The organism is Pseudanabaena sp. PCC 6802 (genome assembly GCF_000332175.1).
Lineage (GTDB): Bacteria > Cyanobacteriota > Cyanobacteriia > Pseudanabaenales > Pseudanabaenaceae > PCC-6802.
On the sequence record NZ_KB235914.1, the window covers coordinates 1,389,640 to 1,403,557 of the forward strand.

General features: G+C 48.4%; 3 protein-coding genes. All 3 read right to left on the minus strand.

Annotated features, from left to right (window positions below; translation table 11 throughout):
- Window positions 1-48: 48 nt before the first annotated feature.
- From PSE6802_RS28660 to PSE6802_RS0111710, 3 genes are read right to left on the minus strand one after another with little or no spacing between them, the layout of a single operon-like run.
- Window positions 49-6,903 (minus strand): PAS domain S-box protein, encoded by a 6,855-nt coding sequence (locus PSE6802_RS28660; protein WP_019500246.1) that lies wholly within the window; start codon window positions 6,901-6,903, stop codon window positions 49-51.
- Window positions 6,887-12,157, minus strand: coding sequence for a PAS domain S-box protein (locus PSE6802_RS31020; RefSeq protein WP_019500247.1), 5,271 nt, complete (start codon window positions 12,155-12,157; stop codon window positions 6,887-6,889). Before PSE6802_RS31020 ends, PSE6802_RS28660 begins: the two co-directional genes overlap by 17 nt.
- A 17-nt stretch (window positions 12,158-12,174) precedes the next feature.
- Window positions 12,175-13,905, minus strand: a complete 1,731-nt coding sequence (locus PSE6802_RS0111710) for a putative bifunctional diguanylate cyclase/phosphodiesterase (protein ID WP_019500248.1) — start codon at window positions 13,903-13,905, stop codon at window positions 12,175-12,177.
- Window positions 13,906-13,918: the final 13 nt, after the last annotated feature.

Sequence of the window (13,918 nt, forward strand, 5' to 3'; positions counted from 1 at the left end):
AATGTTCGATCGACGTTCGATCGCAGAACCACGAAATTTCTACATCGCTTACTCGCTTGTTGATAGTGGCAGGCAAACCGTGAAGGTCGTGCGACCCTGCTGGCTGCGAACCTGTACCTCTCCGTGATGCTTCTGTACGATTTGTCGGACAATATCCAGCCCCAGTCCACTACCTTCCCCCCTTGGCTTGCTTGTAAAAAATGGCTCAAAAATCCTTGGCTGCAAATCAACCGGGATACCGCTTCCAGAATCCGTCACCTCCACAACTACACGATCGGCTTGCTGAGCGATGTCGATTTCTAGTGTGCCTTCTTGACCCATTGCATAGATAGCATTGTCAATTAAGTTTACCCAAACTTGCGTTAGCTCGTCCTGGTTGCAGAAAGTTTCTGGCACCTTGGCATAGTGGCGGATCGTATTAATTCCATGTTTGAGACGATTTTGGTAGAGCGTTAAGGCAACTTCAATGCTATCGGTAATTGGGGCGAGAGTTTTCTCGGCATTCTCACTGCGATGGCTATAGGTTTTGAGCGCAAACACGATCTTGGCAGCGCGATCGACTTCCTGTTGAATGCTTTGTGAACTTTGGTGTTGCAGCACCAGGTGATAGGCTATCTCTAAAATATCCAGGCAGTTGGGAGCTTGCAGGATAGATGCGTAGAGATGGAGATCTGAAACCAGACGTAAAAGCACTAACTGAGATGCGATCTTCTCTGCATTGGCGATGCCCCGATCGGCTAGTTCGATGTTGAGTTGCCGACGCAGTTGTCGTTCTTCTTTGGAAGACAGAGAATGCTGTTGCTTCATCGCTGTATCGATCAGGGCGAAAAAATCTAGCTGCTGTTGGGGGGAGAGACTTTGCAAAAGTGCCGGCAACTGCTGAAGGGAAGCCCTAAAGTTGGCCATAATATTGCTCGTGGCGGCGCGAATTACACCGAGGGGAGTGTTGATTTCATGGGCAATGCTGGCGGTGAGCTGACCGAGGGCTGCCATTTTCTCGGATTGAATCAGTTCGTGTTGAGTCGTTTGCAAGTCAGTTAAGGTTCGTTCTAAGGTTTGGTTGATCTGCTCCAGAGCCGCTTCCGCTTGCTTGAGGTCGGTGATGTCGGTGATGCAGCCTACATAGCCAACAATATTGCCCTGAGTATCTTTTTCCGGTTGAGCTTGACAGTAGACCCACTTAATCGTTCCGTCAGACATCTGCAGACAGGATTCAATATAGTGATGCGCTCCTTCTTGAATGATGTACTCCCATTCATTCAGGAGGCGATCGCGCCAATCGGGATGCACGCATTTGAGCCAACCATTACCCATTCCTTCTGCTTTAGTTAGTCCAGTAATCTCATGCCAACGCTGATTGGCATAGATCATGCCACCACTTCCGTTATTCCTGAAAATTCCCACAGGTGAGGTTTCTGCTAGCGTGCGATAGCGCTCCTCACTGATTTGTAGGGTTTGGGTGCGCTCTGCGACTTGCTGCTCTAGAGTTTGGGAATACTCAGCTAACTGAAGATTTGCTCGTTCTAGTTGTTGAGCTTGATGTTGGAGTTGGGCTTCAGCAGCTTTGCGATCGCTGATATCGTCATAGCACCCCAGAATCCCAATTACATCTCCCTGGCTGTTGGTTAAGGGGATTTTGCTGCTACGTATCCATATCTGCTCGCCGTTTAAATTATTGGTTGGCTCCTCATAATTCAGTTTAGGTGTACGAGTATTTATGACCATTACATCATCAGCTCGATAGAGGTGCGCCCACTCTGCCCAAGGTAATTCCAGGTCGGTTTTGCCAACAATTTCCTCATCGGTTAGTTGATAGTCATTAGCAAATGCAGGATTGCAACCTAAAAACCTCGACTTGCGATCTTTCCAAAAAACTCGTTGAGGAATGGTGTCCAGCACGAGTTTCAACATATTGCGAGATTCTTGTAATTCCCGTTCAGCCCGTTTGCGTTCGCTGATATCTATTGCAACACCATCCCACACCAACAAACCATCTGGCTGCCGTTCGGGTTGGGAGGCAACTTGAAGCCATTTCACCTTACCCGATGGCGTAATAATACGAAATTCCTGATGAAAAGGGGTGAGATGCTCTGCCGATCGGCGAGTGGCTTGCATAATCATTGCGCGATCGTCCGGATGTTCGAAATCACGCAGGTTATATTGTCCTGAGATCGTCGCTTCGGCGGTTACTTCATAGAGTTCATAACACCCCGAACTGATGTAGGGCATGAAAGAAGATCCATCTTCGGGATTGATGCAAATTTGATAAATCACACCCGGAATATTATTTGAGACTTTTTGGAACTGGGCTTTACTGAATCGTAGCTCTTTTAGAGATTCTTCCAACTGGCGTACATAGAACTGCGATTGTTGATACAGGCGGGCATTTTCCAGGGAAATAGCAGCCTGAGCGCAGAGCAATTTGAGCAACTCTACGCGGTCATCCGTAAAGGCGTTAGAGGTGATGGAATTTTCCAGATACAAGATAGCCATCAACTGTCCTTGATTGAGAATCGGCGTACAGAGAAGGCTTTTTGGTTGGTATTGGAGAAAATAGGGATCGTTGATAGTACTGGGATGTTTTTTGCCGTCTGTAATCACCGTTTCTAAGGTGCGCTCGACGTAATGAAGCAGGGTAACTGGGACAAATTGACAATCATCTACTGACTTGCGTTCCATAGATTGAACGGCATTGTCAATGTACTTGATGCCCAATTGCAATGAGCCGTCATGGTTGAGGAATAGGGCGGCTTTATTTGCTCCAGCATTGGTGATAATTATCTGAATTAGGGCTGGCAGCAGGCGATCGAGTTGAATTTCGCTAGATAGGGTTTGATTGGCTTTGAGAATGGTGTTTAAATCCAGGATCGCTGAGAGATTGTCAGAGTTTTGGGATGAAGCAATCGTATCTCCAGGCAGTATTGGGTTTGGTATCTGCTTTGAGATCGATGACAGTAGTTGTGGGTAGCGTTGCGCTAAATCATCTGTTTTGGCTCTTGCTCCCCAACGGGCATAGCAGGAATATGCTTCTTGCATATAGCCCTGCGCCGCCTTTTCTTTACCCCAGCCCAGATAAAATTTAGCCGCTAATTCGTTAGCAAGGGCTTCTTCTTGAATGTAATTGGTTTCTTTAGCTCCAGCAATACTGCGATCGTACAGTTCTATTGCTTCTAAATATTGGCCCAGCACTCGATACCTTTCAGCCTCCACCAGATCGAATTTATGTTGATAATTCATGGGAGCATGCGCCGCCCATACCTTCATTTTTTGCTGGTTGGCGGCCACTTGTTGCAAACTATGCGATCGCTCCTGAATTGGCATCTCCAAATATTGTGCCAGCAACGACAGCGAACTATAAAAATTGTGGGCAGCCAGCATGAGCAGACCTAAAGCAGCTTCTTGATATTCCTCTGCCTTGGCAGCACTTGTCAGAGCGCAATTGTACTCGCCGAGAAGGTAGAAACCGATCGACTTAGCAACATGAAAGGCAAATAAGGACTGATAACAGTCATGGGTTTCAAAGTAAGGCAGGATAACTTCTTCGTTGAAGAAATCTTCCGCCCACTTTAACGGATGAGGGGTGCTTCTTTGAAGGCTCAAACTCAGTTGCAGCCAGATTTTAGCATCGTAGATGGGATGTTCTTGTTTTAGCTTGAGGATAAGATCGAAATAGCTATTGCGATCGGCATTTAGTAGTTCCAGGTGTTCTCCCCGCAAAAACAAGTAGTTGAGATAGGCAAGGATGCAGTAGCTGCTATGCTCGATGTCTCCCGTGTCAATGCCTGCGTCAATACCAGTTTTCAATGCAGCTAGAGATGCGGTAATGTGCTCTCGGCACGGACAAACAAAAACCCCAAACACCAAATTCACCTTGGACGCAATAGACTTGGCGTTATATCGATTCAACAAGCTTAGACCTAACTTACCTGCGTCATAGGCTGCAACCAAATCCTGTTTGACCGACCATAAATAGAAGCCGTAGAGTTCATAGGCATAGGCCGCCAATTCCGAATAACCAAAGCGAATACATAGTCCCATCATTGCTTGCACGATGCCTGGAAAGAGTTCGGGCCTCGAACGATGCACGGGCGGTGTTATCGCGATCAAAATCCTAAAGGCTGCTAGCTTCTCCGGATCGGTCATGGAAGGGGCTCGATCCAACTCTTGTGGGGAAGGGAGCAAGAACTCAAACGCTCGAGTTTCTACCTCACTCGATAAATGAATTCCCAATCTGGAGAGAAAATCCAACCCGGTTTCGATGGCTTTGAGTTGTTGACCTTGAGCCATATATATCTGAATCGCTAGTTCTGATGATGCGATCCGATCTAGAAAACAAGTTGCCTGTTGCCAGATAACTGTTACCAAAGTTTCTGCCTGCTCAAAGTGGGTATTGAGATATGCCACTTCCGCAGTTTCCTCATGCAGTGCTAGGGTCAAGGCATACTGAGTTTGCCAACTGTCGGGAGCTAATAGCTCTAACCCCATATTCAAATAGGCGATCGCCGCTGCGTAGGCAGTAGCTAGCTTTGCTTTGCGTCCAGCCATTAGGTTTAACTGGGCTAGTTTGTTCCGCTCCGCTGGATCGACAATTGACTCGATACATTGGTTCAACTGATAGGTAATTTCAAAAATTCTTGCTTCCTGCTTGCAATCTGGGGTATTAGCTAACAACAGTCGCCCGATTTTGAGGTGGGTTGCTTGTTTTTGCTCTAGAGGAATGAGGGTATAGGCAGCTTGCTGAATGCGATCGTGTAAGAAGCGATAGGCGATCGCCTGTCCCTGAGCCAGAACATCGACAAGTTCATTGTCATTCAACATCTGAGGCAAGCGATAGCCTTCACCGACAGGTACGAGCAACCCCGTTTGAATGGCTTCCCACAACTCCTGAGCCGTCTGACTCAGGGATCGTTCGCCCACTATAGCGAGCGTCTGTAAGTCAAACAAATTGCCAATGCAAGCGGCTAACCGCAATATGCGCTGGGTCGGTTCTGAGAGTTTAGTGATTTTACCAATCATCAGTTCAACCACGTTATCGGCAATGTCCCGTTGTTGAATCTGCTCGAGATCCCATTGCCACCCGCCCCCATTGTTATCCTCCCCTGGTAAGGGGTGACAGAGGAGGGGAGCCTCAAACCAGATCGAGCCATCCTCATATAGCGATTTGAGCAACTGGGTTAGGAAAAAGGGATTTCCCGCCGATTTCTCAAACAGCAGCTTCGCTAGATGGATAACGGACATTGGTGAGGTATGGAGCGTCTCGGCTACCAGTTGGGTTACATGTTCTAACTCCAGTGGCTCTAGATTAATCTCGGTAATCTTTGTACCCGCTTGTCGAAGCACCTCAACGGTTTGCATTAACGGATGGGCAGGGCTGACATCGTTATCTCGATAGGCCCCAATTATGAGAGAATAGTGACTCTCTCTATTAGTCATGAAGGATTGTAAAGACTGGAGAGAAGCTATATCTATCCACTGCACATCATCCATGAAAACGATCTGGGGATGGCCTGGCCCCTGGAAAGCGTGAGAAAATTGATTAAAAGTACGAACTAAACGGTTCGCTGATTCGAGCGCCCCCAACTCTGGGACAGGCGGTTGCTGACCCACGATCGGTTCCAGTTCTGGAATGGTGTCAATAATCAGTTGGGCATTAGCCCCCAGGTTGTGTAGGAAGCGATCGCGCCAATAGTGCAGACGCTCCGTACTTTCGGTCAACAATTGGCGAATTAATCCACGAAAAGCCTGCATCACAGCGGACAGTGGAATATTTCGCTGAAATTGGTCGAATTTACCCGATGCAATATAGCCTTTATAGCGGGTTAATTGCCTCAGAATTTCATGCACGAGCGCAGTTTTGCCGATACCAGAATAGCCTCTTACCAACACCAGTTCGCAACTACCTTGACTGACGCGCTCAAAGGCTTCCGACAGCATTCTTACCTGAGTTTCCCTTCCATAGAGCTTTTGCGGAATGTTGAATTGGGTAAGGTCGTCCACCTGTCCCAGCCGAAATTCGCCAATGGTTCCAGTTGCGGTGTATTGCTCTAGACAGATTTCCAGATCTGCTTTTAACCCCAAAGCGCTCTGATAGCGATCTTCAGCATTCTTCGCCATCAACTTCAGCACAATATCCGAAACAGCCTGCGGAATTTTTCCTTTTTCCTTTTCACTTTTTCCTGCGCTCAAAGGCGCTGGTTCCTTAGCCAAATGACAATAGACCAACTCTAACGGGTCGTCACTATGGAAGGGTAACTGCCCAGCCAGCAGTTCGTAGAACGTGACACCCAAGGAGTAAAAATCACTGCGGTAGTCGATGCCTCGATTCATCCGTCCCGTTTGCTCTGGGGAGATGTACGCCAGAGTTCCTTCTAGGAGGCTCGGACTCTGAATCTCTTGGGTTTCTTGGGAGAGCAAAGAAGATACGCCAAAGTCGGTCAGCACAATCTGTTTGATTGCAGGCTGAATGAGGATGTTTTGCGGTGTGATATCTTTGTGGATAATACGATTGCGATATAGCCTATCGAGAATATCCGCCAGTTGTATCGCAATCTGCAAAAAATCAGCCAAATTTAGAGGATGAGAGGAGGTATAATCCTGGAGGGATATGCAATTATCGTCCGGCATAACCAGAACTAACCCATTGCCAACGGTTTCTAAACCAAGGGATCGAACTACCCCTGATATATTCAGATTCTTGGTAATTATATAGTGGTTGCGGAGTCGCAACAGGTCGCGATTTGAAGGGCGATCGCTCCTGAGCAATTTCAGGATCGCGGGTTGCCCATCTGTAGATCGAACACCTCGATAGACAAGAGTTTTGCTGCCAGTATAAACCATCTGGGTGATGGAATAGCCAGCGATTGTAGGAAAGCGATCGCCGGGACTGTTAGTTTGCTCCTTCATGACTGCACCTCACACTCAATGAATCGATCGAAGGACTTGTGAGGTTGACGATTAGCTCCAGGTTGAAGTTGTCAACCAGCTCTTTGAGGGAACTGGCTAAGTGGGAGTAGTTGGAAGGCACTTGCTCCAGCAACTCTACCAACGCTTCCTCATCCGCTATGCGTGCCGCTCGATGCAACTGATGCAACCACGCACCTGGCATCACTGCTAAATCTTCCCTGCTGAGGGTCTGCCGCTTTTCTGTCCCTGCGGCCACACCATTCAGCGTCACTTCCTCGGCATAGAGATACTGCACGCCCAAATGTTTGACTAACTTCTCCAGAATCACCTCCTCTGATGCCGGCTTGATCGCGAGGTCGTCGCAGCCCGTCGCCAGGATGCGCGCTCGTTCCTCCTCAAACGCACTGGCAGTGAGCGCAATAATTACGGTCTTTTTCGCAGTGCTCTGGTTTTGCTGCTGTTGGACGATCGATTGGGTGGCCTCATAGCCATCCATGACTGGCATGTGGATGTCCATCCAGATCAGGTCTGGTTGCCACTGCTCCCATCGCTCGATCGCTTGCTGGCCGTTCTCCACCGTTTCTACGGCAAATCCCAATGGCTCCAACATCTGCACCATCAGTTGTCGATTTGCCACATTATCCTCTGCAATCAGAATCCGAAAAGTCGGTTGATTGGGAGCTAGATGCAAAACCCGATGTCTGGTAACTTGGGCTGGCATGTCTTCTGCCATTACCACCTCGATGGGAATGTCAAATTCAAAACTACTACCTATCTGTGGCAGGCTGCTAACTCGAAGCTCTCCCCCCATCAGTTCTACGAATTGATAGCTGATGGCTAAACCCAAACCCGTTCCGGTTTTGGCTGCCTTGCCAGACCGAGTTTGCACGAAGGGTTTGAACAGATAGGCGAGTTCGTTGGCATCAATGCCAACTCCCGTATCCTTAACTCTAAAGTGCAGGCGTGTTCGCTGAGATTCCAAGGCATCGGAAATGACATCGATCTCTAGACTTACGCTGCCACTGTCGGTAAACTTAACCGCATTGCTCAGTAGATTAATCAGAACCTGGCGGAGTTTGTTCTCATCGGCGCGGACGAAGCGCGGTACTGTATCCTGTCGCTCGATTTGCAACGCTAACCCTTTTGATTTGGCTTTGAGTGCAAACATTTCTTGTAAATTTGCGATTGCAGTGTAAAGGTCGAAGTTAATGGGCAAGAGCGAGATCTGTCCTGCCTCAATTTTAGACATTTCCAAGATATCATTGATCAGGTGCAATAGGTGCTCGCCGCTACGGTTGATAATACCCAGTTGTTGCTGTTGCTCCGTGCGGAGCGCATCATCGCGTCCCAACAGTTGACTGAAGCCGAGAATGGCGTTGAGTGGGGTGCGCAACTCGTGGCTCATGTTGGCCAGGAAGGTACTCTTGGCCCGATTTGCTGCTTCGGCTACTTCTTTAGCTTCTCGCAGCTCAGCCGTGCGTTGTTCGACGCGCTCTTCGAGTTCCAGTTTGGACTGATGCAGGGCTTCCTCTACGGCTTTACGATCGCTGATGTCTGTATGGGTTCCCATCATACGGAGGGGTAACCCATTTTCCCAAGCAACAATTTTGCCCAGAGAAAGGATCCACTTCCAGTCTCCGCTTTTCGTCTGTTGGCGAAATTCCACTACGTAATCAGAAAGCTCGCCGCGAACGTATGCTTGATAAACGCTGGCAACCCTCTCCGCATCTTCTGGGTGCATCCGCTCGAGCCACTTTGCGTTTGTTTCGTGAAATTCATATGGATCGTACCCTAGCATCGTGGCATATTCAGGACTGACAACCACCTCGCCAGTTTGCAGGTTGCGATCGTATAGTCCTTGATTAGCAGCTTTCAAGGCTAGTCGCAGGCGTTCTTCGCTATCTCGTAATTCTGCCTCTGCTTGTTTGCGATCGGTAATATTTTGATAGGTCCCAAGCAAACCAACCACCTCACCATTAAGGTTATATAAAGGCAGTTTGTTCGTTTCTAACCAGATCGTCGATCCATCTGTTTGAATTTGGGTCTCGATAATTCCTAGTTTGGCAGTACCAGATTCGATCACCTGGAGATCGTCCGCACGATAGAGATCTGCTTCCGATCTGCCCCAAGGCATATCATAATCATTCTTTCCGATAATCTCAGTTGATGATGCTAAACTAGCATCCTTCGCAAAATTTTGATTGCATCCTAAATAACTCGATTCTCGATCTTTCCAAAATACTGAGAGAGGAAAGGTGTCAAGCACGGTTTGGAGAAATCGCTCGGACTCTTGCAGGGCAATTTCAGCTTGTTTGCGATCGCTAACATCTCGACAGACGCAGATCAGATCTCCATCCTCTGTAATAATCAACGAAACTTCCTCATCAAAGGTCGTCCCATTTTTTCGCTTTGCTGTCACCTCACCTCGCCAGTGCTTCTGTTGCATCAAAACGGGAAAGACTTCCTGTTCGAAGAATTGCAGCTCTTTGGGGTAATAAAGTCCTCGCCAGCTTTTGTTCAACAACTCTGCTGGCGAGTCATAACCAAAAATACGGGCATGAGCCTCATTCAGATAGATGTAGGTATCTCCATTGACAATAGCAATACCATCTAGAGCTGCTTCTACTGTGGCAACTTGTCGGCGCAGTAACAGTTCTGTGTGTTTGCGATCGCTAATATCTTCGGCAATCCCGGCAATGCGATACACCTGACCGGATTCATCTCGAATTGGAAAGGCGCGATCGCGAATCCAGCGAATCTCTCCATCAGGCCGAAGGATACGATATTCGCAATCGTATCCAGCTTCAATGGTTGCCTCCAGTTCCGCTCTCATGGGATCGCGGTCTTCTGGGTGGATGGTTTCTAGCCAGAGCATGGGCGAGCGGTAGAGTTCTTCACAAGCACGTCCCCAAATTATTTCAAAAGCTGGACTGACATAGAGTACCTGGCTATAATCTGAATTGGCAAGCCAAAAAACTCGATCGATGTTTTCAGCAAGCTGGCGGAAGCGCTCTTCACTCTCTTGTAATATATGTTGCGATTGCACTAATTCCTTAGTGCGCTCCTGAATTAGAGATTCCAGTTCTTCGTTCAATTTCTGCAACGCGGCTTCTGAGTGCTTGCGATCGGTAATATCTTCAGCAACTCCAGTAACCCGACAGATATTACCGGATCGATCGCAGACTGGGAAGGTTCTTACTCTCAACCAACATACACTACCATTGGGTTTGACGATCCGGTACTCTTCATCAAAATTCTCACCCGCTAGCTGCTGCTGAAAGGCTGCATTGACGCGATTGCGATCGTCAGGATGAACGATTTCCTGCCACAGCATTGGATTCTCGTAGATAGATTCTTCGGGAATACCTATAATCTGCTCAAAGGTTGGACTAATATAGAGCAACTCGTAAGATTTGGCATCATGAATGAAGAAAATCTCTTGAATGCTTTCCGCCAGTTGCCGAAATTTCTCTTCGCTTTCACGCAAGGCTATTTGAGTTAGTGTAGATTCCGTAATGTCCTGAGTAATGCCAAAGAGTTTGATTACCTGCCCGCGATCGTTGAAAACTGCCTCACCTTTACTGATGGCATAACGTATGGAACCATCCGGGCGAATCACACGATGTTCGATTTCGTAGGGAATGCCATCGGAAATTGCCCGACTGATTGCCCGTTCTAATGGCTCCCAATCATCTGGATGAACTTGTTGTTGGAATTCGAGATAGGTAGGTTGCCACTCGGCAGAATTTCGCCCATAAATCGGGAACAGTCCCTCTGACCAGGTAACGACTTGGGTCGCCAGATCGAATTCCCAATTGCCTACATGGGCGATGCGTTGAGCCGCCGCCAAACTGGCTTCGCTCTTTTGCAGCAATTCTTCCGCCTGCTTGCGTTCGCGAAGTGCAGCTTGCTGTTCGCTAATATCGCGGCATACGGCAACGATCGCGGTTATCTCTTCATTCTCGTTGCGAATTGGCGATTTGATCGTACTGAATTGTCGTACTGCGCCGTCGTAACGGGTTACGTTTTCTTCCGGGATCTCCAGCATTTGCCCCGTGGTAAAGACAAAGGCATCATCCCTGATATATTGGAGCGTATAGTCCGGTTCATTAAATGGAGCATCGATAATTCCCTGTAGTTCCTCCTGAGTCATGCCATAGTAATCTCGGAATGCCTTATTTGCCCACACGAGGCGGGAACCTGCTTCCTTCACAATTACCATATCAGCAATGGAGTCCAGGATTTGGCGATATCTGAGTTCTCTCTCTCGCAGAGTCGCTTCTGCTCGTTTGCGATCGGTAATGTCCGCGATCGCCGCTAGCGATTGCACCACCTGCCCCGACTCATCGCGTTCCACAAAGGCCGACAGCAGCACATCTAATATGCCACCATCCTTACGCGTAAATTGGAAGGGAACATTCAAGCAAATGCCCGTTCGGAAAAATTGCGGCAGGACGACCTCTTCAGCGTAGTGGCGGGAATCCTCCGTCAAAAATTCCGTGGATTTGCGACCGATAACCTCTTCACGACTATAACCCAGCTTTTCCAACCAATAGTTGTTGACTTCGATCAGCCTACCGTAGCGATCGATCGAATGCAGCATAATGGGAGTATTTTCGTATAACTGCTCGTAGCGCTTCTCATTTTGCTGGTGCTGGTACGCCTCTCGCTCTAAGTTGCGAGTGCGTTCTTGTAACTGTCCTATCGAGGTACGCAGTTCGCTCTCCAGTTGTTGGTGGCGTTGAGCATTTCCCAGAGCTATTGCTGTCTGAGTGCAAGCGATCTCGAGCAAGGCAATGCATTCCGGCGCAAACGCCCCGATGGTTCGCTCGCGTTCTAGATATAAAACACCGATGACCTGCGCCTGAGCGATCAATGGCACGCACAACAGCGACTGAGGTCGGCATCGCAGGATGTAAGGATCGGATGCCCACCGCTCTGTTGTGGCGCAGACATCATCAATTGCCACGATCTTGCCCGTTTGGTATGCATCCCGAATAGGGGTGGCGGGCAGATCGGCACTGGCTGCGCTCGGCAGTAACCGTCCGTTACAGGGGCGATCGCTGAGGCGATCGCAAGCCAGCACGAACTGTTCCCCATCGTTCAGAACAATTGCTCCCTTTTCTGCTTCCCCACTTTCAAGCGCAATCCGCATCAGGTTATCTAGCAAGGACTCTGAGTGCAGATCGCCATCGAGCGACTGGAGCAGTCCAACGATCTGGGTACTTGTAAAGGTTGGGAGGGAGTTGCTCATGCTATTTACGTTGTCGTTTACGTCTGGCTCAAAAACTGGCTGGCCGACTGGCTATCGATCGGCCTGGAAATCAGGTATCCCTGGATAAAGTCGCATCCTAGCTGCTTGAGTCGATCGAGTTGCTCCATGGTTTCTACCCCTTCAGCCACTACGTTCATGCCCAGGCTGTGAGCCAACGTGACGATCATTTGGACGGTTTCCAGATTCTTGCCGGAGTTGAGATCCATGCGCTTGATAAAGGAGCGATCGATCTTCAACGTGTCAATGGGAAATTCGTGCAAGCGACTTAAGGAGGAATAGCCCGTACCAAAATCATCAATGCACAGGTGAATGCCCAGTTCTTTCAATCTTCGCAAGGTTTCGACTGAAGAAGCCGCGTTCTCAAGCAGATAGCTTTCGGTGATCTCCAGGTTGAGACTCTTACCCTCAAGACCCGTAGCGGCCAGAATCTGTTGCATCTGTTCGACTACATTAGCCTGTTGGAGTTGAATGGCGGAGAAATTAATATTTAGCTTGGGAGAGACATGTCCGGGACACTGTTGTTGCCAAAGGCGCAATTGTTCGCAAGCGGTACGCACGACCCACCAGCCCAAGGGAATAATCAATTTGGTTTCCTCCGCCAGGGGAATAAACTTAACTGGCGGGATCGATCTGCCAGAATGATGCCAGCGGATTAACGCCTCAAAACTACTGAGCAGATCGGTGGCAGAACAGATAATAGGTTGATAATGAAGGCTTAATTCTCCCCGATCGATCGCCTTACGCAGGTCATTTTCCAGTTGCAAACACTCTCTCACCTTAATTTGCATGATCGGGTCGAAGACTTCGTAGCGCCCTTTGCCCTGAGCTTTGGCCCAGTTCATCGCCACATCTGCATCGTGCAGCAATTCTTCAGAACGTTGGTAATTTTGAATCCCTAAAGCAATACCGATGCTGGCTTCAGAAAATATCTCCAGTCCCTCCAGATTGAATGGCTGCGCCAGCAACTCCTGAATGCGTTTGGCAACGGCGATCGCACAATGGCTGTCCTTGACATTTTCCAGCAAAATACCAAATTCATCACCCCCTAAACGCACGACAGTGTCTGGCTCGCGCAAGCAAACTTTGAGCCGTTCGGCGACTTCCACCAGCAGAGCATCGCCGATCGCGTGCCCCAAACTATCATTGATCAGTGTGAAGCGATCGAGATCGATAAATAGCAGTGCATATAACCGATCCATACCTTGATTTGTTTGTTCGATCAGCCGAGCAATACATTCTGAAAACCAGTTACGATTGGGTAATCCGGTCAATGCATCGTAATATGCTGCGTGGAATAGCTCCTCCTGCGCTTTTTGGATCTGGTATAGTTTTTCCCTAGATTGGTGTACGCATTCCAGCGTCTTCTGAATCGTCACTTCCAGATCTTGAAAGTCAATTGGCTTCGTGAGGAAATCAAAGGCACCCCGATTCATTGCTTTCCGAATATTGGGAATATCGCCATAGGCGGATATCACTACTGCCTTGAGGGTTTCATCAATTTCAGATAGCCTGCCAATTAGCGTTAAGCCATCCATTTTGGGCATATTAATGTCCGTTAGCACCATATCCACCTGCCGATCTGCTTTTAGCTTTTGCAAGGCTTCTAGTCCATCAGGTGCGAATAGGAAAGTAACTTCTTGCGCCCTAATTTTTTTTCTAAACCGCTGTTCGATCAGACGCTGGAGTTCTATCTCATCATCTACGACTAGAATTTTGATTGGTGCCATAGTTACTCAACTC